This is a genomic window from Acidobacteriota bacterium, from assembly GCA_016716715.1.
Taxonomy (GTDB): Bacteria; Acidobacteriota; Thermoanaerobaculia; order UBA5066; family UBA5066; genus Fen-183.
The window spans coordinates 133,756-158,952 of sequence record JADJVE010000004.1 but is presented as its reverse complement, the minus strand read 5'-3'; the positions used below and the strand labels follow the sequence as shown (position 1 = coordinate 158,952).

Here is a 25,197-nt window from a genome sequence, read left to right as displayed (position 1 = left end):
CTCGCTTCAGTTCAGGACGGCGAGCGTGAGGGTCAGCGTCTGGCCCGCCCGGAGCGACTGGGCCGAGCGCAGGCGGTTCTCGCGGAGGATCGCGTCGATCGTCGTCCCGTATCGCGCGGCGAGAGAGTAGAGAGTTTCGCCGGGCTTGACCGTGTGCTTGACCTTCCGGGCCGCGGCGCTGCTGGCGGGGACGGCCCGCGCTTCTGCAAATCCCTCCGCCGGGATCTCGACGCGCGCCGGGAGTGCGGCGGCCGAAGGGGAGGCCGGGGTCGCCGCGGCGGGCGCCGCCGTGAACGGGCCGACGTCCGACGCGCGCGTGATCGCGGACGCCGGGGTCGGGACCGCGCGGATCTCTCCCTGCGGGTTCGAGGACTTCGCGGCGAGCTGCTCTCTCGGCTGATTCTTCGGGCGCGACGGGACCACGAGGACCGTCCCCTTCTGGAGCCTCGCGGTTCGCGGGATGTCGTTCCAGTCGCACAACTCGGAGACGGAGACGCCCGCACGCGCGGCGACCCTCGTCAGCGTTTCGCCCTTCTTCACCGTGATCCGCTTTTCGGCGACCTCGGGCGCGGCGGGAAGGCCGGGCAGCCGGGCGACGACGAGCGCCGCGGTGCCCGGCGGGACCTTGAGGTCGTACGACGGGACGCCGTGCGGCGTCGAGCGCGTCCGGAGCTCGCTGTTGAGGAGCTGGAGCTCCGGGAGCGTCGCGCCGAGGGCCCCGGCCACGCGGCCGAGGTCGACCGGCTTCGTGATGGTCACGCTGTCCCACGCGATCGGCGGGTCGGGCACGACGTCGAACCCGAAGCGCGCCGGGTCCTTGGCGATGAGCGCGGTTGCGAGAACGAACGGAACGTAGTCGCGCGTCTCGCGGAGCAGCGTCGAGCCCTGCGCGAGTCCCCAGAAGTCGCGGGCCCCGGTCCGCTGAAGGCCCTTCAGGATCCGGCCCTCGCCGGCGTCGTAGGCCGCCATCGCGAGGTGCCAGTCGCCGAACATCTCGTACAGGTCGCGGAAGTACGCGGCCGCGGCGCGTGTCGACTTCACGGCGTCGCTGCGCTCGTCGTATTCGCGCGTGCGACGGAGGCCATAGCGGCGGCCGGTGCCTTCGATGAACTGCCAGAATCCGTGCGCCGCGGCGCGCGAGTGCGCGTGGTGCTTGAAGGCGGACTCGACCATCGCGACGTAGACGAGGTCCTCGGGGACGCCCTCTTCCTTCAGGATGCCGCGCATCAGGTCCATGTAGCGGCCGCTGCGCTTCAGAGCCGTCGCGAAGCCGAGCGGGATGCGGAACTGGTAGAAGGCGACCGCGCGCAGCACCTGCTCGTTCACGACGATCGGGATGTCGAACGAGACGCCCGAGGGGATGGCGGCGATCTCCCTCCGGGCCTTCTCGAACTCCTCGGGGCTCGCCGTCGGCGCCGCGGCCACGAGGCTGTCGCGCGGGTCCTCCGCCGGCGCGCGCTCCGGTTCGCCGGTTCGGGCGGCGGCGTCGAGGGCGGGCCGGTAGACGGCGACGCTTTCCCACAGCTCGCCCGCGAACGCGGTATCGGACCCGTTGCCGGGGCGGGCCGCCGCGCGGAAGGTCTCGAGCGCGCCGCGGAACGCTTCACGCGCGCAGTCGGCGTCGCCCGCAAGGGCGAAGGCCTTGCCGCGGTAGAAGAGGTCCGTCGCCTGGGTCCGCGCCGCGAACGCGACGGCGTCGGGCGACGGGGGCGCCGGCGCGGCGGCCTGCTCGCCGGCCGGCACGGACGCGCAACCCGCCGACACGAGCACCCCGAGGACGGCGAGAAGACGCGCGCCCTTCATTCGGCGCGCACGTTGAACTTGAGGGAGAGCAGGAGCTTCTGGAGGTCCTGCGACTCGGCGATCTCGACGTCGAAGCGCTTCTCCGCGCCTATCGCGGCCCCGGTTTCGTCGCCGAATCGCAGGGCCACGCTCACGCGCCGGCTCTTCGCGAGCGCGTCGCGCGGGACGAGGACCTCGAAACTCTGCGCGACGTCCTTCTTGCGATTGCGCGTGGAGCCGAGCAGGTCGTCGAGCGACACGTCGGCGGCGCTCCGGACCTTCTGCGCGGGCGACGCCGGCCTCTGCGTCGCGATCTTCCGCAGCTTCTCGAGCTCCGAGAGAATGTCGACGTTCGTACGCACGCGGACGTGCTTGACGGACGAGTCGGGCGGCGGATCGTCCGGCGGCGGCTGGATCTCGGCGAAGCTCACTTCGGCGGCGGGATCGTCCGCGGGCGGCAGGTTTGCGGCTTCGAACGGGGCGTCCTGGGGGCCACCTTCCGTTCCCGCCGTCGCGGTGGCGGGAGGGGTGAGGGCCGCGAGGCTCGTGCCCGAGGCGCTCGCCGCGTGGAGGTCGACTCCCTGACGGTGGAGCGACTGGAGCCGCTGCAGCCGGGAGATCGTGGAGTCGTACGGGTTGCGGACCTCGGCGGCCGGCTCGCCGGCGCCGCCCGCTTCCCCCAGCGAATCGATTGCGGCCGTGATCCCGGAGGTGCGCGCGCCGAGGGCCCCGGCGTGAAGCGCCGCGGCCGGGATCGGCGCCGGCGTCTCGCCCGACACGACGACGGTCGGACGGCGCTGTTCGACGGTCATGCGGCCCTTGAGGGATCGCAGGGTGAGCTTCGAGATCGCCTTGAGCGTCTCGAAAACACCCGTTCCGTTCGTCGCGGAGGCCTCGTAGCCCTCGACCGACCCGTCCGGGTTGAGCGACTCGTTGAGCTCGTCGATCGAGAGGATGTTCGGAAGGTCGCGCTTGTTGTACTGGAAGACGCGGGGGACGCTCTCGAGCGTGAGGCCGATCTCGGCGAGGTTCTCGCGGAGGTTCTTGAGGCTCTCGACGTTCGGATCCCGCATCGGGCGCTGCGAGTCGGCGACGAAGACGATCCCGTCGACGCCCTTGAGGACGAGCTTGCGGGTCGTGTTGTAGAAGACCTGGCCGGGAACCGTGTACAGCTGGAGGCGGGTCTTGAAGCCCCCGATCACGCCGACGTCGAGCGGGAGCAGGTCGAAGAACAGCGTCCGGTCCGTCTCGGTCTCGAGGCAGACCATCTCCCCGCGCGACGTGGGCGCCGTGCGCCCGTAGATCACGTGGAGGTTCGTCGTCTTCCCGCAGAGGCCGGGACCGTAGTACACGATCTTGGCGGCCATCTGCATCGTCGCGTAGTTGAAAAAAACCATCGAGTCTTCGCCAAACCTCCGGTGCGGAGCACTTTCCATCTTACACCGCGGGCCCATGACGCTCCGCGCGGAGCGTCACGAAACCCGATGCGCGGCGCCCCTGTGAGGGGCTTGATCGTTTGTTATCATCCGCGTGCACGGTTCTCGGAGCCTGAGGGCGATCTCGGAGGCGCAACTCGCCGCATATGAGTAGTGAATTCAAGGGGTTGGACGGCCGATCCCGCGAGGTGCTCGCGTCGGTGATCGTCGCGTACATCGAAAGCGCGGTCCCGGTGTCCTCGCGTCAGCTCACGAAGGGCGGGAAGTTCGGCCTCTCGTCGGCCTCGCTGCGCAACGCGATGGCCGACCTCGAGGATCTCGGATTCCTCACGCACCCCCACGTCTCGGCCGGGCGCGTCCCGACGGACCTGGGCTACCGCGCGTTCGTGCGCGAGCTCATGACGACGCGCCTCCCGAGCGCGGAGGAGCGCGCCCGGATCGCCGAGGAGCTGGCTCCCGAGCCCTTCGAAACGGATCGGTTCTTCCAGGCGACGTCCCGCGTCCTCTTCCGGCTCACGGGAGAGGTCGGGGTCGTGGCGGCGCCCGCGTCCGCGCGCTTCGTCCTCGACTCGGTCCATTTCACGCGCCTCACGGACCGGCGGATCCTCGTGGCCGAGGTTTCCGACGCCGGCCTGGTCGAGAGCCGCCTGATCGAGACGCGCGACGACTTCGCGCAGGCCGAGCTCGACGCCATCTCGCGCCGCCTGACCGTGGACTACGCGGGGAAGACGCTCGACGAGATCCGCGCCCTCCTCCTCGAGGCCCTCGCCGAGGAGAAGGTCCGGATGGATCACGCGCTCGGCCGCACCCTCGAGCTCGGGCGGCGGGCCTTCGCGGAAGGCCGTCCCGAGGGCGACGCCGTCTTCGTCGACGGCACCGAGTCGCTGCTCGAGAAGCCGGAGTTCCGGGGTGACGTCGAAGCGCTCAAGAGGATGTTCCGTGCGTTCGAGGAGAAGGCGCGGCTCGTGAACCTCCTGACGGACTGCCTGTCGTTCTCCGGTGCCCGGGTCGTGATCGGCTCGGACAGCGTCTTCACCGGCGAGACGCAGACGGCCGTGGTCACCGTGCCGTATCGCAAGGGCGACCGCGTCCTCGGGGCGCTTGGCGTCGTCGGCCCGCGCCGGATGGAGTACGAACGCGTCGTGCCTCTCGTCGAGGAGCTCGGCCGCTACGTGAGCCACCGGCTCACGGAGGGCGCCGCGTGACCGGACGCAAGAGGCGCGACGAGGACGACGGGATCATCTTCCTCGAAACCGAGAGCCGCGACGCCGTCGCGAAGGCGCTCGAGGAAGCCGAGCGCGCGATCGAGGCCGTCGAGGAGCGCCACCGCCAGAAGCTCGACGAGTCCGCGGCGACCCGCGTGCCGGAGGCGCCTCCCGAACCTCCTGCGCCGCCGGTGCCGCAGCCGGACCCGCGCATCGCGGCGATCGAGGCCGAGCTGAAGGCCGCGATCGACCGCGCCCGCCGCGCCCACGACGAGCTCGAGGGCATTAAGGAGCGCGCGATCCGCTCCGAGGAAGAGACCGGCCGCCTGCGCGAGGCGCTCCTGCGCAAGTCGGCGGACTTCGACAACCTCAAGCGTCGCACCGAGAAGGACAAGGCGGACTACTTCAAGTTCGCCCTCGCCGACACGTTCCACGACCTGCTCGGCGTCCTCGACAACTTCGAGCGCGCGCTCGCGCACCGCGGCGACGCGTCGAGCGAGGACTTCCAGGCGGGCATCGACATGATCGCCCGCCAGCTCGGCGAGTCCCTGCGCAAGTACGGCCTCGTCGAGGTGCCGGCGCTCGGCCTGCCGTTCGACCCGAACGTTCACGAGGCCGTCGTGAAGGAAGAGACGACCGACACGGCCCCAGGCACCGTCCTCGAGGTGTTCCAGCGGGGTTATTTGCTGAACGAACGCCTCCTGAGGCCCGCGCGCGTCAAGGTTGCAGGAGCGCCGGGCAAGGAGAACGGGACCGCGAAGGAGGCCGCTCTTGGCTAAGGTACTCGGGATCGACCTCGGCACCACGAACTCCTGCGTCGCCGTGGTGGAGGTGGGCTCGCCCCAGGTCGTCCCCAACCGCGAGGGCGCGCGCACGACGCCGTCCATCGTCGGCTTCACGGAGGACGGCGAGCGCCTCGTCGGGCAGATCGCGAAACGCCAGGCGATCACGAATCCGACTCAGACGATCTACGCCGTCAAGCGCCTCATCGGCCGCAAGTGGACGGACGCCGAGGTCAAGCACGCCCGCGAGCACCTCTCGTACACGCTCGTCGAGGCGACGAACAGCGACGTGAAGATCCGCGTCCGGGACCGGGACTACTCGCCGGAGGAGATCGCCGCGTTCGTCCTGCGCGAGATCAAGGATTTCTGCGAGGAAGCGCTCGGCGAGGAGATCAAGGAAGCGATCATCACGGTCCCGGCGTACTTCGACGACTCGCAGCGGCAGGCCACGCGCGACGCGGGCCGCATCGCCGGCCTCGAGGTCCTCCGCATCATCAACGAGCCGACCGCCGCGGCGCTCGCCTACGGGCTCGAGAAGAACCGGAAGCAGGAGACGATCGCCGTTTACGACCTCGGCGGCGGCACGTTCGACATCTCGATCCTCCGGATCGACAACGGGATGTTCGAGGTCCTCTCGACGTCGGGCGACACGTTCCTCGGCGGCGAGGACTTCGACCGCGCGATCATGGACTGGCTCCTCGCGGAGTTCCTGCAGTCGAGCGGGATCGACCTCCGGCAGGACAGGCTCGCCCTCCAGCGCCTCAAGGAGGCCGCCGAGAAGGCCAAGTGCGAGCTCTCCTCCGCTCTCGAGACGATGGTGGCGCTCCCGTTCATCGCGTCGGACGCGTCGGGCCCGAAGCACATCAACAAGCTGCTCACGCGCGACACGTTCGAGGCGCTCGCCGCCGACCTCATCGCGCGGACCGAAGGCCCCTGCAAGAACGCTCTCGAGGCCGCCGGTCTTTCGCCGGACCAGGTGGACACGGTCCTTCTCGTCGGCGGCCAGACGCGCACGCCGAAGGTCCAGCAGATGGTGGAGACGATCTTCGGGAAGCCTCCGAACCGCTCGATCAACCCCGACGAGGTCGTCGCCGTCGGCGCGGCGATCCAGGCGGGCATCCTGCGCGGCGACATCAAGGACCTCGTCCTTCTCGACGTCACGCCCCTCTCCCTCGGACTCGAGACGCACGGCGGCATCTTCGTGAAGCTCATCGAGCGCAACTCGACGATCCCGACGAAGAACACTCAGATCTTCACGACGGTCGCCGACAACCAGACGACGGTCGAGATCCACGTCCTGCAGGGCGAGCGCGACATCGCCAAGGAGAACAAGTCCCTCGGCAAGTTCCAGCTCGTCGGCATCCCGGCCTCGGCCAAGGGCGTGCCCCAGGTCGAGGTCACGTTCGCGATCGACTCGTCCGGCATCGTGAACGTCTCCGCGAAGGACCTCGCGACCGGCAAGGCCCAGGGCCTCCAGATCAACCCGGCCGGCGGCCTCTCGCAGACCGAGATCGAGAAGATCATCGAAGAGGCGGCCTCGAACAAGGCGGCGGACTCCAAGCGCAAGGAGATCCGCCAGCTCAAGAACAAGCTCGAGGGAATGATCGCCGCGAACGACCGGATCTTCCGGGAGTTCGGGAATCTCCTCCAGCCCGACGAGAAGGATCGCGTCCAGCGCACGCTCGAGAACGCCCGGGAGGTCCTGACTGGGGACGAGCGCGGGCCGATCGACGACGCGATGATCGACATGAAGGGCGTCTCGCGCATCCTCACGCAGGCGATGCTCTACAAGCCGGAGTCCAAGGAGCGCCGCGGCAGCGGCGATTCGGACAAGAACGCCGAGAAACCGGCCTGATCGCCGTCCCGTAGGATCCGCCCGTGAGCACGTCCACCCGCGACTATTACGAAGTGCTGGGCGTCGCCCGTGACGCGTCGGCCGACGAGATCAAGGCCGCGTACCGCAAGGCAGCCCTCCGGCACCACCCGGACAAGAACCCGGGCGACGCCGCCTCCGAGGAGCGCTTCAAGGCGGCCGCCGAGGCCTACTCCGTCCTCTCCGACCCGGACAAGCGTGCGCGCTTCGACCGCTTCGGCCCCGAGGGCGTGCGGGGAGCCGGCGGCCCGGGCTTCGACCCGACCCAGTTCGTGGACTTTGCCGACATCCTCGGCGACTTCTTCGGCTTCGGAGGCGAGTCCTCTCGCGCCGCCCGGCGTAACGGGGAAGACCTCAAGGCCGACGTCACGATCCCGTTCGAGGACGCCGCGTTCGGCGCGGAGATCTCCGTCCCGCTCCAGCGCTTCGAAGCCTGCGAGGCGTGCCGCGGGCGCGGCGGCAAAGGCGGGGCGTCCGCGGCGACGTGCCCGACGTGCCGCGGCCAGGGCCGCGTCCAGTTCCGCCAGGGCTTCTTCGCCGTCGCGCGGCCGTGCCCCGAGTGTTCGGGCTCGGGGGAGAAGGTGAAAGACGCCTGCCCCGAGTGCAGGGGCGAGGGCCGGGTCCGGAAGTCGCGCACGCTCACCATCGGAATCCCGGCCGGCGTCGACGACGGCGCGCGGCTGCGCCTGACGGCCGAGGGCAACTCGCCGCGGCCCGGCGGGCGCCCCGGCGACCTGTACGTCCTCGTCTCCGTGGCGCCGCACGAGATCTTCCGGCGCGACGGCAGCGACGTGATCCTCGCGTGGGCCGTCCCGTTTCACCTCGCGGCGATGGGCGGCTCGATGAAGGTGCCGACGCTCCACGGTGACGCGACGTTCGACCTGCCCGCCGGCACGGCGGCGGGTCGCGTCTTCACGCTCAAGGGCAAGGGCATTCCGCGGCTCGACGGCCGCGGCAAGGGCGACCAGCACGTCCTCGTCACGATCCGCGTGCCGAAGAAGATGACGCACGCGCAGAAGGAGGCCGTCGAGAAGCTCGCGGCCGCGTTCGACGGCGAATCCGGCGCGCCGACGAAGGACGAGAAGGGCTTCTTCGAGCGGCTGAAGGACTTCTTGGGGACGTGATCGAGTCGCGCGCGATCCGCATCGAGGTCCCCGCGGCGCTTGCTGCAAAGCTCGAAGAGAACCAAGATTTCTTAGAAGGTTTAGGGGGGCTGGAGTTCTCGTCTGCGGCTGCGCCGGGAGGCGGGCTCAACGTGTGGGTCGACTCCGAAGACCTCCCAGCGGCCATGGCCGCTCTCGCCGCGCTCGGGCTTTCCGGCCTTTCCACCTTCAAAGAAATCCCCCGCGACTGGGTGGCCGAGTCGGCCGCCCTTCGGAGGGCGGTTCTCGTCGACCGCTATCTCTTCGACCCCCATGACGGCGATCTCGCGACCTCCGCGCCTCCCGGCGTCCGGCGCCTCTTTCTCCCCGCCGTCCGCGCGTTCGGCACCGGGTCGCACGAATCCACGCGCCTCGCCGTGCGGCTGCTCCTTGCCGAGGACCTCTCCGGCGCGCGCGTCCTCGACGTGGGGTGCGGGACGGGGACGCTGGCCTTCGTCGCCGCTCTCGAAGGCGCCGCGCGCGTCGTGGCGTTCGACGTCGACCGCGAAGCCGCGTTCGCGACGCGCGAGCAGGCGCTCGCGAACGGCGTCCCCCGCGTCGCCGCGTTCGCGGGACCGCTCGAGGCGATCGGGCCCTCCGCTCGCTTCGACGTCGTCGCCGCGAACATGATCCACGAGGAAACCGCGCCGCTTCTCCCCGCGCTGCGCGCGCATCTCGCGCCGGGCGGGAGGCTTCTCTGCTCCGGGCAGCTCGTCGAGAGGGAAGGGGACTGGGAGGATTTGCTTCGGAAAGAGGGTTTCCGGGAGGTTCGTGCGCTTCGGGAGAACGAGTGGTTCGGGAGCGCGTGGATTTCTTCGAATGCGTAAGAGGGACGGCGCCCCCGCGCGCCCGCCGCGCGTGCTCGTGCCGGATCTGGCGGAGCACCTCGCAAGGCCCGAAGAGCACCAGAAGATTTCTTTGAAGGTGGAAGAACGGGAGCACGTTCGCTCGAGGCGCCTTCGGGACGGCGACGAGGTCGTCGCGGTCGACGGAAAGGGCGCCCGGGCGGGGGCCGTTCTCGTGGGGGGCGGCACGGCCATTGCCCTATTACCTTCCAAGAAAATCTTCTCTTCCTCCTCCTCCTCTTCCTCTTCTCCTCTCCCCGGCGAGCCTGCGAACCGCGTCGTCGTCGCGCTCGCGTGCGCGGAGCCCGCGCGGATCGAGTGGGCGATCGAGAAGGGGACGGAGTGCGGCGCGGCCGGCTTCGTCCTGCTCGACGCCGAGCGCTCCCAGCGCGCGCATGTCGCGGCTCTCGCGAAGCGCATTCCGCGGCTCGTGCGGATCGCGGAGGAGGCGACGAAGCAGTGCGACCGCACGCTGGTGCCTTTCGTGGAGGGCCCGAGGAGCACCGGAGATTTTCTTGGAAGGGTAAGAGGGGAGAGGGTGCTGGTCGCGGACGCCGGGGGCGCCGCGCTTTCCGGGCCGTTCGACGGGGCCGCCATCGTCGCAATCGGTCCCGAGGGAGGGTTTGCTCCGCCCGAGATTTCACTATTCGAAGAAAACTCTTCTCTTTTCTTTTCGCTCGGGCCCCGCATCCTCCGCCTCGAGACGGCCGTGGTCGTCGCGCTCGCCCGATTGGTCGACCGGGACTGATCGAGCGGCCGAATCTTCGACGCTTTCGGTTAGGATCGCGGCCCGGAGGCCGGAATGAGCTTCGAAAACGTCAAGAAGATCTGGATGAACGGGAAGCTGGTGGATTTCGCGGACGCGAAGATCCATGTCTTCACGCACGCGCTCCACTACGGCTCCGGCGTCTTCGAAGGCGAGCGCTGCTACAACACGACGCGCGGGCCGGCGATCTTGCGGCTCGACGACCACCTCGACCGCCTCTTCTGGTCCGCCAAGATCTACCGGATGACGATCCCGTACACGCTCGAGCAGCTGCGCGAGGCCACCCTCGAGGTCGTCCGCGCGAACGGGTTCCCGGCTTGCTACATCCGGCCGCTCGTCTACCGCGGCTACGGCTCTCTCGGCGTCAACCCGTTCCCGAACCCTGTCGACGTCGCGATCGGCTGCTACGAGTGGGGCAAGTACCTGGGCGCCGAAGCGCTCGAGAAGGGCGTCGACGTCTGCTGCTCGTCGTGGATGCGCATCGCGCCGAACACGATGCCCGCAATGGCGAAGGCGACGGCGAACTACGCGAACAGCCAGCTCATCAAGATGGAGGCGATCACGAACGGGTATCACGAGGGGATCGCGCTGGACCACAACGGGCGCATCTCCGAGGGGTCGGGCGAGAACCTCTTCCTCGTCTGGAAGGGCCGCCTTTACACGCCGCCGCTCTCGGCGTCGACGTTGCCCGGCATCACGCGTCTCTCCGTGATCCAGCTGTCGCGCGAGCTCGGGTTCCAGATGGAAGAGAAGACGATTCCGCGCGAGATGATCTACGCGGCCGACGAGATGTTCTTCACGGGCACCGCGGCCGAGATCACGCCGATCCGCTCCGTGGACCGGATCCCGGTCGGGAACGGATCGCGCGGGCCGATGACGGAGGCGATCCAGAAGTCGTTCTTCGACATCGTCGAGGGCCGCGTCGAGGACCGCTACGGCTGGCTCACGCCGGTCTACGCGGGCGTCGCGGCCGGCCGCCCGTAACCGCGCGCACACGACAGAACCCGGGGCACGCCCCCTGCGTACCACGCAGGAAGGGGGACGCATGTCGAGTCTGCTCGGAACCGCGTTCGTCGCCGTGCTCTTCGTGGCGGACCCCGTGCCCCCGCCTTCGTCCCCGATTTCGGGCCTCCTGTCCCCGCCGTCGGCGTGTTCGTCCCCGGAGTACCGCCAGTTCGACTTCTGGGTCGGCGAGTGGACGGTGACGAACGCGAAGGGACAGTTCGCGGGTGAGAACCGGGTGACCGTCATCCAGAATGGATGCGTCGTGCAGGAGAACTGGACGGGCGCCGACGGCGGCTCGGGCACCAGCTTCAACGGCTACTTCGACGGCGACCGGAAATGGCACCAGACCTGGCTCGACTCCCGGGGCGGGCGCCTCGACCTCGCGGGCAGCCTCGTGGGCGGAAAGATGATCCTCCGGGGGCACGTCCCCGCGCGTGGCGAGCCGGACCACAAGGTGCTCCACCAGATCTCCTGGGAGCGCCGCTCCGACGGGAGCGTGCGTCAGCTCTGGCAGTCCTCCCCGGACGGAGGCACTTCGTGGACGGTCGTGTTCGACGGGACGTACGCGAGAAAGGCCGCCGCCGGCGCGGCGGCGCGCTGAGGCGTCAGGCCCCGCGCCGGAACTTGACGAGCTCGGCGACGATCGCGACCGCGATCTCCTCCGGCGACTCGGCCCCGATGGCGAGGCCGATCGGGCTGTGCGCCCTCGCGAGCTCGTCCTCGGCCCAGCCCTCCCGGCGCAGCTCGTCGAAGAGGACCTTCTTCTTCGCGTTGCTCCCCATCATCCCGAGGTAGGCGACGGGGACGCCGCGCAGCCGCCGGAACGCGCGACCGTCCGTCACGTGGCCGCGCGACACCAGCGCGACGAAGTCGTCCGGCCGGGGCAGAGGGAGGTCGGAGTAGTCCTCCTTTACCTGCACGAGGTCGGCGCCTTCTGGAAATGCGGCAGGCTCGAGCTGCTCGGGCCTCTCGTCGGCGACGGTCACGGCCCAGCCCGCAAACGACGCCATGCGCGCGAGCGCGCGGCCGCAGTGGCCGGCGCCCACGACGAGCAGCCGCGGAGCGTGCTCGAGCACCTCGAGCAGGACCGTCGCGGTTCCGCCGCACACGGCGCCGAACGTGCCGGGGCCCTCGGGCAGGAAGTCGTAGCGCTTCGTGAACGGGAGCCCGCGGTCGTCGAGCAGTTTCTTCGCGTCCTCGATGACGAGCGACTCGAACTTCCCGCCGCCGATCGTGCCGCGCGTGTCGCCGCCGGGCAGGACGAGCATCCGGGCCGTGGCCTCGCGGGGCGTCGAGCCCGTCGCGGAGACGACGGTCGCGAGCGCGGCGCGGCCGTGCTCCGCGAGGATCGCGGGAAGGTCGAGAAAGAGCTTCGTGCTCACGCGCGGGCTCCGGCAGGACCTGCGACGGCCGCGAGATCGGCGGGCCGATCCACGTCGAGGAGGACGCTCTCGTCGAATCCCTCGAGCTGCAGGACCTTCACGTCGGGCTCCGCGAAGAGACGGTTCAGTCGATCGTCGGCCGGCCACGCGAGGACGCGCGCGACGAGGAACGCCGGGATCAGGAGCGGGTGCCCGCGGCGAAGACCGCAGACGGGGACGAGAAGCGTGCGGGAGTCCGCCTCCGGAAGGTTCGTCGCTTCGAGAAGGGTTCGAAGAGAAGATTCTCTTAGAAAGGGAAGATCGGCGGGGGAAAGGGCGACGTGTGTCGAGGCCGGGCTCGCCGCCGCGAGGCCGGCGCGGATCGACGAAAACATGCCGTTCTCCCAGGAAGCGTTTTCGACGAAACGGTAGGGGGCGTCGTCGCCCTCGCCGGAGCGTCCGTCGCGTGCGCCGGCGTCTGTCCCCCTCTTACTCACTCTAAGAAGGTCCTCTTCGGTCCTCTCCCGAATCTCCCGTGCCCCGGAACCGAGCACGACGACAATCTCCGCGAAGCCCGCTCCGCGCCACGTGTCGATCACGTGCGCGAGCATCGGCCGCCCTCTCGGCGGCACGGGGGCGAGCATCTTCGGCGAGCCGAAGCGTGTGGAGGCGCCCGCGGCGAGGAGGACGGCGGAAACGCTCACGGCCGTTCGCTCAGTCTTCGCCCTCGAAGCAGCCGCGGCCGGTCCGGCAGTCGTCGAGGCAGGCGGGTTGTCCGTCCGGCCCGACGGGCCCCATGACCTGAAGGCACCAGTACGCCGCGGACGTGGACGGGTGCTCGCGCGCGTGCTCGTCCCAGTCGCCCGTCGCGACGAACATCGTCTTCGTGCGGAGGTGGCGGCAGCGCAGCGCCGGGTCGAGGGCGACGGCGTCCGATCCGGCGTAACCGTCCTGCGCGCTCATCCGAATGCCTCCGTCCCGTCCGCGAGCCCGGCCGATGCCAGGAGCGTCCGCCGGACGGCCGCGGCGACGATCGGCAGCTTGTACGCGTTCTTGCCGAGGGGCGTCGCACCTTCGAGAGCCGCCGCACCGGCCTTCGCCGCGAGCGCCGCGTCGATCCTCTTTCCCTCGACGAGCGCTTCGGCCGCCTTCGCCCGCCAGGGCACGGGAGCGGCGGAGCCGATCACGATGCGCACGTCCTTCGCGACGCCGCCTTCCTCGCGCCAGGCGACGGCCGCGTCCGCGAGGGGCCAGTCGAACGCCTGTTTCTGCTTGATCTTGCGGTAGGCCGAGCGCAGCCCCTGCGGCTTCTCGACGTGGATCTCGACGATCAGCTCGCCGCTCTTCAGCGCGTTCTCCGTGAAGATGTCGACCTCGGGCCGGACGAAGAAATCCGCGGCGGAGATCGTCCGGCCGCCGCCCGCCGCGAGCGTCTCGATGCGTGCGTTCAGGGCGACGAGCGCGACGCCGGCCGCCGACGGATGAACGATCGCGCACGTGTTGTTTCCAAAGACGGCATGGAACTCGTTCTCGCCGGACTTGGCGAGGCACTCGACGCCGCCCTTCTTGAGGCACTGGAACTCGGCCGAGCGGAAGTACCAGCAGCGCGGGCGCTGGCAGAGGCTGCCCGCGAGCGTCGCCGCGTTTCGGATCTGCGGCGTCGCGGCGCCGAGGCACGCGTCGGCGAGAGCCGGAAGTCGGCGCGCACGCCCTCGGCCACGGCGCTGAGGGTCACCAACGCGCCGATGGAAATGGCGCCGGAAGAATTCCTTTGAATGGAAGAGTGGGCGGTCAGCCGCCTCAGGTCCACCACCTGGTCCGGGGCGAGGTTGTGCTCCTTCAGTCGATCGAGGAGCTCGGTCCCGGCTCCCTTTGCTTCAGAAGAAATCTTCTTCTCTTTCGCCGTTGCCAGCAGCTGCGCTGCTTCCTCCCAGCTCTTTGGCTGCAGCCTCTCGAAGTTCTTCACGACCTCACCTCTCGCGCCGGCACCTTCCCGAGCAAGGCCAGGATCCTCGCCGGCGTGATCGGGAGCGCCGTCGGCCGGATGCCCGTCGCGTGCGCGATCGCGTTCGCGACCGCGGCCGCCGTCGGCACGGTGGCCGGTTCGCCGATGCCGCGCGCGTGTGCGTTGTTCTTGCCGGGGTAGAAATCGACGAGGAGCGGGACGATCTCCGGCGTGTCCTTGCTCCCGAGGATCTTGTAGAACTCGACGTCCGGATTCATGACCCGGCCGGAGCGTTCGTCCACGACGCGCTCCTCGAAGAGCGCGTAGCTGATGCCCTGCAGGATGCCGCCGCGGATCTGGCTTTCGACGCCGGTCTTCCACACCGGCTGTCCGCAGTCGTGCACCGCGACGACTTTCTTCACGGCCACGACGCCGGTTTCGACGTCCACGACGACTTCGGCGAACTGAGCGCCGAAGAGCCGGGTATCGGCCCCGTCGTAGTCCTTCGCACGGTCGCCCGTCGCGACGAGAGTCTCGCCGGGCAGGCGCGAGCAGACCTTCTTGAAGTCGACCGTCTTCCCCTTCGCGGAGAAGACGCCGCCGGCGATCCGGACCTCGGACTCGGGCTCGCCGAGGACCTTCGCGGCGACGCCCACGAGCTTTTCGCGCGCGTGGACGGCTGCGGCGCGCACGGCCGGGATCAGGGAGCCGATCGTCACGGAGCCGCCCGACGCGGGGCCGAACGGGTAGCGCGAGTCGCCGATCTTCACGCGGAGGGACGCGACGGGAAGGCCCATCTCCTCGGCGACGACCATCGCGATCGGCGTCCTGACGCCGCCGCCGATGTCCTGGACTCCGTTCTCGACCTCGACCGTGCCGTCCCGGTGGATGCGCACGAGCACCTGCGAACCGGGCGCGACGAACGTGTACCAGAGGGACGCGGCGCAGCCGAGGCCGCGCCGGAGCGGGCTCCCGGCCGCGGCGGCGGCCTCGTTCGCCTTCGTGATCTCGGGGCGGCGCGACCAGCCGAACTCCTTCGCACCGATCTCCCATTCGGCGCGGCGCACCTCGGAGGGATCGTTCTTCAGCCGGAGCGCGAGCGGGTCCATTCCGAGGCGGCTCGCGAGCTCCTCGAGCGCCGTCTCGACGGCGAAGCACCCCTGCGGGTGGCCCGGAGCGCGCATCGCGCAGCCGGGGCCGAGATGCGTGAACACGTCCGACTCGGCGACCTTCACGGCGGGGAAGCCGTACGCGGACTTCACGAACCCGCCGGTGCCGGTGCCCGTCGCGACGCCGGCCGTGCCGAACGACTCGTAGTCGGCGGCCGTCACGGTGCCGTCCTTCTTGTATCCGAGCTTCACGCGGTTCCACGAGTCGGGCCGGTTGCCGGCGGAAAGGTGCTCTCCCTTTCGGTCGAGCGCCATGAGGACCGGCTTGCCGGCCTTCTTCGCGAGCTTCGCGGCGAAGATGCCGTAGTCGCCCGCGCCGAACTTCGCGCCAAACCCGCCGCCCGTGAACTCGGCGCGCACGACGACTTTGTCCTTCGAGAGCTTGAAGACTTCCGCCAGTTCGTCCCGGACGCTGAACGTGCCCTGCGTCGAGGCCTGGACCTCGAGCGTGTCGCCGGTCCATTCCGCGAACAGGGAGTGCGTCTCGAGCGGGACGTGCGTCTGAACGGACGTCGTCGTGACGATCTCCAGCGTGCCGTCGGCCTCGGCGAAGGCCTTTTCGACGTCGCCCGTGCCGGACTTCTTCGGCCCGCGCACGTTGCCGGTCTGGGGCAGGACGGCCGCGGCGCCGGGCTCGTCGCCCGCGCTGCGCTTCTCCTCGACCTGCTTCTGGAAGACGAGCGGAGCGCCGTCTTTCCGCGCGGCCGCGAGGCTGACCGTGTGGGGGAGGACGTCGTACGCGACCCTGACGGCGCGGAGCGCGTCCTCGGCGGCGGCGCGCGTCGGCGCCGCGAGTGCGAGGACCGCTTCGCCATGGTAGCGGACGACCTTCTTCCCGGGGTTCTCGATGACGACGCCGGGGATCTTCTCGGCGGCCGACGTGTCGATGGACACGATCGTCGCGTGGGCGTGGGGAGACCGGACTATGGATGCATGGAGCATCCCGGCCTTGTGCGCATCGTGCGTGAACACGGCGCGGCCGGTGACTTTTTCGGGTCCGTCGAGGCGCGCGCGGCGGCGGCCGGTGACCAGGCGCTCGCCCATTCGATACGGGCGCGGATCCCCGGGGGGAAGGGAGATGGAGATTTTCTTAGAAGGGTATGGGGGGGCGAGGCCAATTTCGACGGTCACAGCGTTGGCCGTCGCCTCTGGCACCTTCTCAGAAATCTTCTCTTTGCCCTTGTCTTTCTTCTCTTCAGCCATGGTTCACCCCCGCCTTCGCGGCGGCCGCGCACGCGTCGAAGACGCCCGTGTAGGTCCCGCAGCGGCAGAGGTTGCCGGCGACGGCCTCTTTGACGGCGTGAGTTGTCGGATGGGGATCTTTCGCGAGGAGGCCCGCGCACGAGACGACCATCCCCGGCGTGCAGAAGCCGCACTGCAGGGCGTCGGCGTCCACGAAGGCCTTCTGGATCGGAGACATCGCTTCCGGCGAGCCGAGGCCCTCGATCGTCGTCACCTTGCGGCCGTCCGCGTCGTGGACGAGCGTGAGGCAGGAATTCACGGCGAGGTCGTCGAGGAGGACCGTGCAGGCGCCGCAGGCGCCGCGTTCGCATCCCACCTTCGTGCCCGTCATGCCCCAGGCGTCGCGCAGCGCCTCGGCCAGTGTCGTGCGCGGCGCAAAGACGCCCTTCTTCACGGCGCCGTTCAGCGTGATGCTGACGGGCAGCCCGGCTCCGGCCGTGTCCGTTTTCGCCCGTTCCTCGGCGAGCGCCGCGGCGCCCGCGGTCGCGGATGCGACGGCGGTCGTCGCGAGGCCCTTGATGAGCCCGCGGCGCGTGAAGCCGCCTCCGTTCGGATGGTCCTTTTCGTCGGCCATGACCCCTCCTCGAGCGGCGGGAACTATACAGCCTGCGGCCTGAGAACGGCTCGCTTCCGTTGACGGCAAGTGCCTGAAAAGCCTATCCTTGCCCGAATTCCGGGCACGTCGGGAGGGCATCGATGCACATCAACGACCTCCTCAAGATCTCGGTGGAGCGGAAAGCGTCCGACCTCCACCTGAAGGTGGGGGCCCACCCGATCATCCGCGTGGACGGCGAGCTGATCCCGCTGGTCGACCTCAAGCGGCTCATGCAGGAAGACACGATCGCGATGGCGTTTTCGATCATGTCCGCCCGCCAGAAGGAAAAGTTCAAGAACAACTTCGAGATCGACATTGCGTACTCGGTGCCGGGCCTCGGGCGGTTCCGCTGCAACATCTTCCAGCAGCGCGGCACGGTCGGCCTCGTCTGCCGCGTCATTCCCGCGCGCATCCTGACGATCCGCGACCTGCTCCTGCCGCCCGTCCTCGAGAAGATCTGCGAGGAGACGCGCGGCCTCATCCTCGTGACCGGGACGACGGGCTCGGGCAAGTCGACGTCGCTCGCCGCGATGATCGACTACATCAACTCGACGCGCGCCGAGCACATCATGACGATCGAGGACCCGGTCGAGTTCCTCCACCGGGACAAGAAGTCGATCATCAACCAGCGCGAGCTGGAGGTCGACACGCGCTCGTTCGCGTCCGCGATCCGCGCGGCCCTCCGGCAGGACCCCGACGTCATCCTCGTGGGCGAGATGCGCGACTTCGAGACCGTCGAGACGGCGCTCGTCGCCGCCGAGACCGGCCACCTCGTCATGTCGACTCTCCACACGATGGACGCGACGGAGACCGTCAACCGCATCATCTCGGTCTTCCCGCCGCACCAGCAGAAGCAGATCCGCCTCCAGCTTGCGGCCGTCATCAAGGCCGTGTGCTCGATGCGCCTCCTCCCGCGCGCCGACGGCCTCGGCCGCGTGCCGGCCGTCGAGGTCATGATCGCGACGAACTACATCCGCGACTGCATCGAGAACAAGGAAAAGACGAAGTACATCACCGACGCGATCAAGCAGGGCACGTCGCAGTACGGCATGCAGACGTTCGACCAGTCGCTCTTCCAGCTCTACAAGACGGGCCTCATCACGCTTGAAGAGGCGATCCGCCGCTCGACGAACCCCAACGAGTTCAAGCTCAAGATCCAGGGCATCCAGTCCACGTCGGACATCGCGAACGAGCTCATGGAGGGCTCGCTGCAGGCGCCGGACGGAGTCGGGCCGCGGGACTCGGACTCGCCGTTCGACTTCTCGAACCAGTCGACGGGATAGGTGCAGGTCCGGGAATCCGCCCTCGCGTTCCTGGCGCGCCGGGCCCACACGAGCCTGGAGCTGCGCCGGAAGCTCCTGCGGAAGGGGTTCGCGCGCGAGGACGTCGAGGCCTGCCTCGAGCGGCTTGCCGACCGGGGCCTCCTCGACGACGCCGGCACCGCCGCCGCCCTCGCGGCCTCGCGTTCGCGATCCGGGCGGGGCCGCTCGCGGATCGCGGCGGAGCTCGCCGCAAAGGGAGTCTCACGGAAGGACGCGGACGCCGCCCTCGCGGCTCTGGATCCGGCGGACGAGGCGAGGAGCCTTTGGCGGGCGCTCGAGAAGCGCTCGCGGGCCCTGCCGGCTGGATTGACGCGGCAGGCGCGGTCGAAGAAACTGTTCGATCACCTCGTGAGGCGGGGCTTCGCGCCGTCCGCAGTCCTCGAGGCGCTCCGCACGAAAGGCGAACCGACCGATGACGACCTCTGAAGGCTGGACCTCCCGCAGGGTCCGCGAAACGTTCCTCTCCTATTTCGAGGGCAAGGGGCACGCGCGCGTGGCGTCCTCGTCCCTCGTCCCCGCCGAGGACCCGACGCTCCTCTTCACGAACGCCGGGATGAATCAGTTCAAGGACCTCTTCCTCGGGCGGGAGAAGCGTGCGTACGTGCGCGCGACGTCCTCGCAGAAGTGCGTTCGGGCGGGCGGAAAGCACAACGACCTCGACAACGTCGGGTACACGGCGCGCCACCACACGTTCTTCGAGATGCTCGGAAACTTCTCGTTCGGCGACTACTTCAAGAAGGACGCGATCGACTTCGCCTGGGAGCTCGTCACCTCGAAGTCGTTCTACGGCCTCGACGCCGGGCGTCTCTGGGCCACGGTTTACACCGACGACGACGAGGCGGCCGAGCTGTGGGGCAAGTATCTTCCGAAGGAGCGCATCGCCCGCTTCGGCGAGAAGGACAACTTCTGGTCCATGGGCGACACGGGACCCTGCGGGCCGTGCACGGAGCTCCACTACGACCAGGGGCCGTCGGTGCCCGGCGACGCGACGCCGAACGGGAACGGCGACCGCGTCATGGAGATCTGGAACCTCGTCTTCATGCAGTTCGAGCGCGACGCATCGGGCAAGCAGACCCCGCTCCCGAAGCCGAGCGTCGACACGGGCGCGGGCCTCGAGCGCATCACGGCGATCCTTCAGGGCAGGAACAACAACTACGACACGGACCTCTTCGCCGGGATCATCGGGAAGATCGAGGAGATCTCCGGGAAGAAGTACGTGGGCGGCATGGCCGTCGAGGACGCGCCGTTCCGCGTCGTGGCCGATCACGCCCGCGCAGCCTCGATGCTCGTCTCGGACGGCGTCCTGCCGTCCAACGAGGGGCGCGGATATGTTCTTAGAAAGGTGATTCGGCGGGCGCTGCGCTACGGGCGGCGCCTCGGCATCGAGGGGCCGTTTCTCGCCGACCTCACGACGCCCGTCTTCCAGTCGTTCGAAGGAATTCATCTTCACGACCCGAACGGCAGTCAGCGGAAAACGACGGCGGACACCATCCGGGTCGAAGAAGAAGGCTTCCGGCGAACCATGTCCGTGGGCGCCGACCGCGTCGGCGAGGCGATCTCCGCCGCGCGGCGGGAAGGGCAGACGACGCTGCCGGGTGCGGCGGCTTTCCGCCTCTACGACACGCACGGCGTTCCTCTCGAGCTCATCGAAGAGATTTCTTCTGATGAGGGTGTCCAGGTGGACCGCGCGGGCTTCGAGAGCGAGCTTGCCGCCGCCCGCGAGCGCAGCAAAGGAGCTTCGAAGTTTGAAGGCGAGAGCGGACTTCCCGCCGACGACCAGCTCGATCCCTCGTGGACGACCGAATTCCGCGGGTATCCCGAGCAGGATTTCGTGCGGCTCGAGGGCGCGAAAGTACTCGGGCTGCTTTCGGAGAAGACCGGGGAGAAGATCGATTTTCTTAGAAAGGGGGAGAGGGGCTGGTGCGTTGTGGACCGCACCGTCTTCTATCCCGAGGGCGGCGGCCAGGTGGCGGACCAGGGCGAATTCCTCTGGAAGGATTCGACGGGCGAACCGGGCGCTGCCGCCGTCCTCGACACGCGGCGCGCTCCCAACGGCCGCAGCACTCTTCACCTCCTAAGAATTTCTTCCGGTTCTCTTTCTCCCGGTCAAACGGTGACTCTCGCCGTCGACGAATGGACCCGCCGCAGGACGCAGGCGAACCACACCGGGACGCACCTGCTGCACGCCGCGCTGCGGCAGGTGCTCGGGGAGAGCGTTCGGCAGATGGGCTCGCTCGTCGCGCCCGACCGCCTGCGTTTCGACTATGCCGCCTCGCGCCCGACGACCGCCGCGGAGATCCGCGAGATCGAGCGCCTCGTGAACGAGGAGGTCCTGCGCGACCGCGAGGTGGGGAAGGCCGTCATGTCCATGGACGAGGCGAAGAAGAAGGGCGCCATGATGTTTTTCGGCGAGAAGTACGGCGAGCGCGTTCGCGTCGTGGACGTGCCCGGCTTCTCGACCGAGCTCTGCGGCGGCTGCCACGTGAGCCGCACGGGGGAGATCGGCGCCTTCAAGATCCTCGCGGACAAGGGTCTCGCGGCCGGCGTCCGCCGCATCGAGGCGGTGACGGCGCTGAACGCGGTCGAGCGTCTGCAGAAAGACGAAGAGATCCTGGGACAGCTCACGCATGCGGCCAACGTGCCTCTCGACGAGCTCCCTGCGAAATTCAAGGAGATTCAGGATCTTCTTAGAAGGAAAGAGAAGGAGGTCGCGGGCCTCAAGCGCGATCTGGCTCTCGCATCCGACTCTTCACCTTCAAAGAGATCTTCCTCTTCTTCTTCCGAATCCTCTGGTTCCGATGCCGACGGCATCGAGGAGATCGGCGGGGTGAAGGTCCTCGCACGGAGAGTTCCGTCCCTCCCCACGAACGAGCTGCGAAATCTCGCCGACACGTTCCGCGGGAAGCTGAAGTCCGGCGTCGTCCTTCTCGGGACCGAGTTCGAAGGCAAGGTCACGCTTCTCGCGGCGGTCACGGCGGACGTCGTCTCCCGCGTGTCCGCCCACGATCTCGCGCAGACGATGGCGCCCCTCGTCGGCGGGAAGGGCGGGGGCAAGCCCGACCTCGCCCAGGCCGGCGGAAAGGACGCCGCCGCCATCGAGCCGGCCCTCGCGGCGGGGGTGGCCCGGGTCCGGGAAAGGCTCACCGGACAGGCGTCTTGAGCCATCGTCTATAATTTGTAGGCTATGTCCTTCGGCCGCTTTGCCGCCCGGGGAGCGTTCGCGGTGTCGCTGTGCGCGACCGCCGCTCTAGCCGACGTGCACCTCGTCCGCCAGGCGGACGGCTCGGCCCTCATCTTCAACGACGCGATCGGGAGCGGCTGGCGCGTGAACGGCGCCGCCCCTTCCGACTCCTATCTCGTGGACCGCAGGGCGACGCCCACCCCGTTCGACCCGATCATCGAGGCCGAGGCGCGCGCCGAAGGCGTCGACGCGACGCTCGTGAAGAGCGTCATGCTGGTCGAATCCAATTTCAACCCGAGGGCCGTGTCCAAGAAGGGCGCCCGTGGGCTGATGCAGCTGATGCCCGCGGCCGCGCAGCGCTTCGGCGTGTCGGACCGCTTCGACGCCGAGCAGTGCATCCGCGGCGGCGTGCGGTACCTCTCGGCGCTCCTCGCCCTCTTCAAAGGCGACGTCGTGCTGGCCGTCGCGGGCTACAACGCGGGCGAGAACGCCGTTGCGAAGCACGCCGGCGTGCCGCCCTATGCGGAAACACGCGAGTTCGTGAGGCGCGTCCTCGTCGCCCACCGCGGAACGTCGGTGCCCGCGGTCGGCGGCGCCTTCCGGGGCGTCCCGACGGGCTCCGTCCGGATGGCGACACGGGCGACGACCGTGAAGGTCTCGCGCGTGGACGGGACCGCGGTGTTCTCGAATACGGGCGACGTCGCTTCGGCGCGCCCCGCTCCCGTCCTCGGACGGGTGCAGTAAGGGAGACGGGATGGCGTCGCGCGGCTCCGAAACGACCCGGGCGTTCCGGCCCGCACCCTTCTTCGATCACGGCCTCTTCCTTCTGCACCTGAACCGGGGCAAGGAGGAGATGGCCCGTGGACACCACGAGGCCGCGCGGCGCGAGTTCGACGAAGCCCAGCGGCTCCGCCCGCTGGATCCGGAGGTCCTCCTGAACCTCTCGATCACGCTCTTTCACCTCGGGCAGTTCGGGCCCGCCGAGGCGAAGACGCGCGAGCTCCTCCAGGAGCACGACGACTCCGTTCCCCTGCTCTTCAACCTCGGGTTGATTCTCTTCAAGTCGGGCCGCGACGCCGAGGCGAGGGACCCGCTCGAAAAGGTTCTCGCGCTCGCGCCGGCGCACCGGAAAGCGCACCTGACGCTCGGGCTGATCGCCCAGCGCGCGGACGCCTACGAGACCGCGCAGAAGCACTTCCGGCTGGCGGGCGCCGAGCTCAAGGACGGGTCCGAGGGCGACGACTCGGTCGCGCGGACCGCCCGCGCCGCCGCCGCCGAGGTCCGCGCCGCGGCCCTCACGCCCGCCGCGAACCCGAACGCCACGCGTCCGGCGCCGGCGGTGCGCGACGAGACGAAGCCGACCCCGATCGTAAAGCCCGAGCCCCTCGATTCGCTCGCGGCGAGCGGGAAGCGCAATCTCGTCAGCTCGGGCGTGCGTCCGCGCTCGGGGAGCATTCCCCGAATCGACGTGGCGTCGGCCGTCGGGCCGTTCACGCCCAGGCCCGGCGGATTCCTGTCGGCATCCTGCGTGGGCGGGCTGAGGGTCCGCCGCGGCGTCGTCGTGGGGCGTCAGGGTGTCCCGTCGCTCGTGACGGACGGCCGCCTCGACGGCCCGCTCGCGGGCATCCTCGTCACGGCGTCGGGGGAGGGAACTCTCCTCCTCGCGGATCAGGGCCGCGTTCCCTACCTGAAGGCGCTCGCCAACGAGTTCCTGTCGGTCGAGACGACGAGGCTCCTCGGGTTCGACGAGGCGCTCACGTACCGCGAGGACCCGGCGTTCGAGTACCGCGACAAGATCGTCCAGCCGTTCCTGAAGCTCTTCGGCACGGGCACGGTCGCGCTCTCCGTCGTGTCGGAGCCCGCGCGCTTCGAGGTGGAGCGACAGAACCCGTTCACGATCGCGGCACGCGCGGTCGTGGCGTACGGGGGAGACCTGACGCCCGAGCTGCTCGAGGAATCGGACCCGATCGCCGGCCTCGGCGCGGGGCCGGTCCTGCGGTTCGTCGGCGCCGGCTACGTCCTGGCCGACGCGCGCTGAGCCCGTCAGGTCCGGCGGGGGGGGGGGGCGGCCGTGCCGCTGCGGCGGTGGAGTTCGTCGACCGTTTCCGCGAGGAGCCGCTCGACCACAGCCTCGTCTTCGTGCTCGGCGTAGATGCGGATGATCGGCTCCGTGCCCGAGAGGCGATGGAGGAGCCAGCCGCGTTCGCCGAAGACCAGCTTCACGCCGTCGAGGTCCTCGACGCCCGTCACCTTCTGGCCGGCTCGGTTCGCGGGCGGCTGCGCCTTGAGGTCCGCGACGAACGCCCGGAGGACCGGCATCGGCAGGTGCAGGTCGCGGCGCCCGTACGCGAAGGCGCCGTAGGCCGCGTCCTGCTTCTTCAGGAGGGCGTCGAACGACCCGCCCGAATGGGCGATGGCCTCGAGGACGAGGAGCGCCGAGAGGACGCCGTCGCGCTCCGGGAGGTAGAACGAGACGCCGAGGCCGCCGGACTCCTCGCCGCCGATCGCGACCTCGCCGGACATCATCTTCTCGGCGATGTGCTTGAAGCCGATCGGCGTCACGTAGAGGGGAACTCCCATGCGCGCCGCGACGCGGTCGAGGAGAAGGGACGTGGAGAACGTCTTCGCGATGCCTCCGGAGATGCGCCCGCGGGCCGTGAGGCTCTCGGCGAGGAGCGCGAGGATCCGGTGGGGCGTCACGAACGTGCCGTTCGCGTCGAGGACGCCGAGGCGGTCGCCGTCGCCGTCGCTCGCCAGGACGACGCCGTAGCGCTCGCGCCTCAGCTCGTCGCGCGACGCGCCGAGGTGGGCTGGGATGGGTTCCGGGTTGACGCCGCCGAAGAGCGGGTCGCGCGCGGCGCGGAGCGTCGTGACCCGCGTCGCGTGGCCGGTCCCGACGATCTCCTCGAGCAGCGTGCCGGCCGCCCCGTGCATCGAGTCGAAGAGGACGTTCAGGCCGGCGCTGCGGATCGCGGCGAGGTCTACGCGTTCCGTGATCGCCTCGCGGTAGCCGGCGTGCAGGTCGAGCCTTTCGACGGCCCCGCCGGCCCGGGCCGGGAGCGGGCGGTCCGCGGAACGCGCGACGGCGTCGTACGTCGCGGGCGTCGCGCTGCCGCCGAACCACGACTTGACCTTCACGCCGTTCCAGAGCGCCGGGTTGTGCGAGGCCGTGATCGCGAGGCCCGCTCGCAGGCCGCGGGACTTGACGTGCCACGACGCGCAGGGCGTCGGCACGGGGCGGTCGGTCAGGAGAACGCGGAATCCCTGCGAGGCGAGGCGGGCCGCGCCCTCGGCGGCGAGCTCGGGCGAGAGGAAGCGCGTGTCGTGGACCAGCGGAATCGTCCACGGGTCGCCGGGCTCGGTGTTTTCGGGCGAGACATTCCAGGCGCCGGCGGCGTCGACGACGCGCAGGACGGACGCGAACGTGAGGTCCCGGGCGATCTGGCCGCGCCAGCCGTCCGTCCCGAAGACGATGGGGGGCGCGGCCATGACCAGGGGGATTCTCGGCCCCGCGGGGCGGGCTGTCCAGCGTGAGCGGAACGCGGG

22 protein-coding genes and 1 pseudogene are annotated in these 25,197 nt (G+C 69.6%); 13 read left to right on the top strand and 10 right to left on the bottom strand.

Annotated elements, in window-relative coordinates; genetic code table 11:
- Positions 1-6: 6 nt before the first annotated feature.
- A complete protein-coding gene (locus tag IPL89_08015; GenBank protein MBK9063125.1) occupies positions 7-1,803 on the bottom strand; it encodes a LysM peptidoglycan-binding domain-containing protein in 1,797 nt (598 codons plus the stop codon).
- Between the two features lie 791 nt (positions 1,804-2,594).
- Positions 2,595-3,179 (bottom strand): annotated as a pseudogene (locus tag IPL89_08010) (gliding-motility protein MglA).
- Positions 3,180-3,385: 206 nt separating this feature from the next.
- Between IPL89_08010 and hrcA the strand changes: the two are divergent.
- The 8 genes from hrcA to IPL89_07970 all read left to right on the top strand — a co-directional run bounded on the left by hrcA (position 3,386) and on the right by IPL89_07970 (position 11,437).
- Positions 3,386-4,423, top strand: a complete 1,038-nt coding sequence (gene hrcA, locus IPL89_08005) for a heat-inducible transcription repressor HrcA (protein MBK9063124.1) — start codon at positions 3,386-3,388, stop codon at positions 4,421-4,423.
- Entirely contained in the window at positions 4,420-5,202 is a 783-nt protein-coding gene (gene grpE / locus IPL89_08000; protein MBK9063123.1) for a nucleotide exchange factor GrpE, read from the top strand. Before hrcA ends, grpE begins: the two co-directional genes overlap by 4 nt.
- Positions 5,195-7,060: a molecular chaperone DnaK gene (gene dnaK / locus IPL89_07995; GenBank protein MBK9063122.1), complete on the top strand. Its 1,866-nt coding sequence runs from the start codon at positions 5,195-5,197 to the stop codon at positions 7,058-7,060. Before grpE ends, dnaK begins: the two co-directional genes overlap by 8 nt.
- Before the next feature lie 23 nt (positions 7,061-7,083).
- Positions 7,084-8,202: a molecular chaperone DnaJ gene (dnaJ, locus tag IPL89_07990; GenBank protein MBK9063121.1), complete on the top strand. Its 1,119-nt coding sequence runs from the start codon at positions 7,084-7,086 to the stop codon at positions 8,200-8,202.
- A complete protein-coding gene (locus tag IPL89_07985; GenBank protein MBK9063120.1) occupies positions 8,199-9,047 on the top strand; it encodes a 50S ribosomal protein L11 methyltransferase in 849 nt (282 codons plus the stop codon). Before dnaJ ends, IPL89_07985 begins: the two co-directional genes overlap by 4 nt.
- Positions 9,040-9,813 (top strand): 16S rRNA (uracil(1498)-N(3))-methyltransferase, encoded by a 774-nt coding sequence (locus IPL89_07980; GenBank protein MBK9063119.1) that lies wholly within the window; start codon positions 9,040-9,042, stop codon positions 9,811-9,813. The genes IPL89_07985 and IPL89_07980 overlap by 8 nt, the downstream gene beginning before the upstream one ends.
- 54 nt (positions 9,814-9,867) lie before the next feature.
- On the top strand, positions 9,868-10,815 hold the full coding sequence (locus IPL89_07975) for a branched-chain amino acid transaminase (GenBank protein ID MBK9063118.1): 948 nt from the start codon (positions 9,868-9,870) through the stop codon (positions 10,813-10,815).
- A 61-nt stretch (positions 10,816-10,876) separates the two neighbouring features.
- Positions 10,877-11,437 (top strand): hypothetical protein, encoded by a 561-nt coding sequence (locus IPL89_07970; GenBank protein MBK9063117.1) that lies wholly within the window; start codon positions 10,877-10,879, stop codon positions 11,435-11,437.
- 4 nt (positions 11,438-11,441) lie between these two features.
- Here the strand turns inward: IPL89_07970 and IPL89_07965 are convergent, their stop codons facing one another.
- The 7 genes from IPL89_07965 to IPL89_07935 all read right to left on the bottom strand — a co-directional run bounded on the left by IPL89_07965 (position 11,442) and on the right by IPL89_07935 (position 17,127).
- Entirely contained in the window at positions 11,442-12,218 is a 777-nt protein-coding gene (locus IPL89_07965) for an XdhC family protein (GenBank protein ID MBK9063116.1), read from the bottom strand.
- Entirely contained in the window at positions 12,215-12,901 is a 687-nt protein-coding gene (locus IPL89_07960; GenBank protein MBK9063115.1) for a nucleotidyltransferase family protein, read from the bottom strand. Before IPL89_07960 ends, IPL89_07965 begins: the two co-directional genes overlap by 4 nt.
- A gap of 10 nt (positions 12,902-12,911) precedes the next feature.
- On the bottom strand, positions 12,912-13,160 hold the full coding sequence (locus IPL89_07955; protein MBK9063114.1) for a hypothetical protein: 249 nt from the start codon (positions 13,158-13,160) through the stop codon (positions 12,912-12,914).
- A complete protein-coding gene (locus IPL89_07950) occupies positions 13,157-13,603 on the bottom strand; it encodes a hypothetical protein (protein MBK9063113.1) in 447 nt (148 codons plus the stop codon). Before IPL89_07950 ends, IPL89_07955 begins: the two co-directional genes overlap by 4 nt.
- Positions 13,604-13,644: 41 nt before the next feature.
- Entirely contained in the window at positions 13,645-14,163 is a 519-nt protein-coding gene (locus tag IPL89_07945; GenBank protein ID MBK9063112.1) for an FAD binding domain-containing protein, read from the bottom strand.
- A complete protein-coding gene (locus IPL89_07940) occupies positions 14,160-16,355 on the bottom strand; it encodes a xanthine dehydrogenase family protein molybdopterin-binding subunit (GenBank protein MBK9063111.1) in 2,196 nt (731 codons plus the stop codon). The genes IPL89_07945 and IPL89_07940 overlap by 4 nt, the downstream gene beginning before the upstream one ends.
- Positions 16,356-16,506: 151 nt before the next feature.
- On the bottom strand, positions 16,507-17,127 hold the full coding sequence (locus IPL89_07935) for a (2Fe-2S)-binding protein (GenBank protein ID MBK9063110.1): 621 nt from the start codon (positions 17,125-17,127) through the stop codon (positions 16,507-16,509).
- 122 nt (positions 17,128-17,249) lie between these two features.
- On the opposite strand from IPL89_07935, the gene IPL89_07930 reads away from it, so the two are divergent.
- Genes IPL89_07930 through IPL89_07910 form a run of 5 tightly spaced genes read left to right on the top strand, consistent with a single transcriptional unit; the run spans position 17,250 to position 23,689 of the window.
- On the top strand, positions 17,250-18,431 hold the full coding sequence (locus IPL89_07930) for a type IV pilus twitching motility protein PilT (GenBank protein MBK9063109.1): 1,182 nt from the start codon (positions 17,250-17,252) through the stop codon (positions 18,429-18,431).
- On the top strand, positions 18,432-18,896 hold the full coding sequence (locus IPL89_07925) for a regulatory protein RecX (GenBank protein ID MBK9063108.1): 465 nt from the start codon (positions 18,432-18,434) through the stop codon (positions 18,894-18,896).
- Complete coding sequence (alaS, locus tag IPL89_07920; GenBank protein MBK9063107.1) at positions 18,883-21,630, top strand: alanine--tRNA ligase; 2,748 nt, start codon at positions 18,883-18,885, stop codon at positions 21,628-21,630. Before IPL89_07925 ends, alaS begins: the two co-directional genes overlap by 14 nt.
- 24 nt (positions 21,631-21,654) lie before the next feature.
- Positions 21,655-22,395, top strand: a complete 741-nt coding sequence (locus IPL89_07915; GenBank protein ID MBK9063106.1) for a lytic transglycosylase domain-containing protein — start codon at positions 21,655-21,657, stop codon at positions 22,393-22,395.
- A 10-nt stretch (positions 22,396-22,405) separates the two neighbouring features.
- A complete protein-coding gene (locus tag IPL89_07910; GenBank protein ID MBK9063105.1) occupies positions 22,406-23,689 on the top strand; it encodes a hypothetical protein in 1,284 nt (427 codons plus the stop codon).
- A 5-nt stretch (positions 23,690-23,694) separates the two neighbouring features.
- On the opposite strand, the gene IPL89_07905 is transcribed toward IPL89_07910, so the two are convergent.
- On the bottom strand, positions 23,695-25,140 hold the full coding sequence (locus tag IPL89_07905) for a phosphoglucomutase/phosphomannomutase family protein (protein ID MBK9063104.1): 1,446 nt from the start codon (positions 25,138-25,140) through the stop codon (positions 23,695-23,697).
- Positions 25,141-25,197 lie beyond the last annotated feature (57 nt).

Bases quoted from the DNA above. Each gene is read 5' to 3' on its own strand.
- IPL89_08015 (MBK9063125.1), bottom strand. From the start codon at position 1,803: ATGAAGGGCGCGCGTCTTCTCGCCGTCCTCGGGGTGCTCGTGTCGGCG.
- IPL89_07980 (MBK9063119.1), top strand. From the start codon at position 9,040: ATGCGTAAGAGGGACGGCGCCCCCGCGCGCCCGCCGCGCGTGCTCGTG.
- IPL89_07975 (MBK9063118.1), top strand. From the start codon at position 9,868: ATGAGCTTCGAAAACGTCAAGAAGATCTGGATGAACGGGAAGCTGGTG.
- IPL89_07970 (MBK9063117.1), top strand. From the start codon at position 10,877: ATGTCGAGTCTGCTCGGAACCGCGTTCGTCGCCGTGCTCTTCGTGGCG.
- IPL89_07955 (MBK9063114.1), bottom strand. From the start codon at position 13,160: ATGAGCGCGCAGGACGGTTACGCCGGATCGGACGCCGTCGCCCTCGAC.
- IPL89_07940 (MBK9063111.1), bottom strand. From the start codon at position 16,355: ATGGGCGAGCGCCTGGTCACCGGCCGCCGCCGCGCGCGCCTCGACGGA.
- IPL89_07935 (MBK9063110.1), bottom strand. From the start codon at position 17,127: ATGGCCGACGAAAAGGACCATCCGAACGGAGGCGGCTTCACGCGCCGC.
- IPL89_07930 (MBK9063109.1), top strand. From the start codon at position 17,250: ATGCACATCAACGACCTCCTCAAGATCTCGGTGGAGCGGAAAGCGTCC.
- alaS (MBK9063107.1), top strand. From the start codon at position 18,883: ATGACGACCTCTGAAGGCTGGACCTCCCGCAGGGTCCGCGAAACGTTC.
- IPL89_07915 (MBK9063106.1), top strand. From the start codon at position 21,655: ATGTCCTTCGGCCGCTTTGCCGCCCGGGGAGCGTTCGCGGTGTCGCTG.
- IPL89_07910 (MBK9063105.1), top strand. From the start codon at position 22,406: ATGGCGTCGCGCGGCTCCGAAACGACCCGGGCGTTCCGGCCCGCACCC.
- IPL89_07905 (MBK9063104.1), bottom strand. From the start codon at position 25,140: ATGGCCGCGCCCCCCATCGTCTTCGGGACGGACGGCTGGCGCGGCCAG.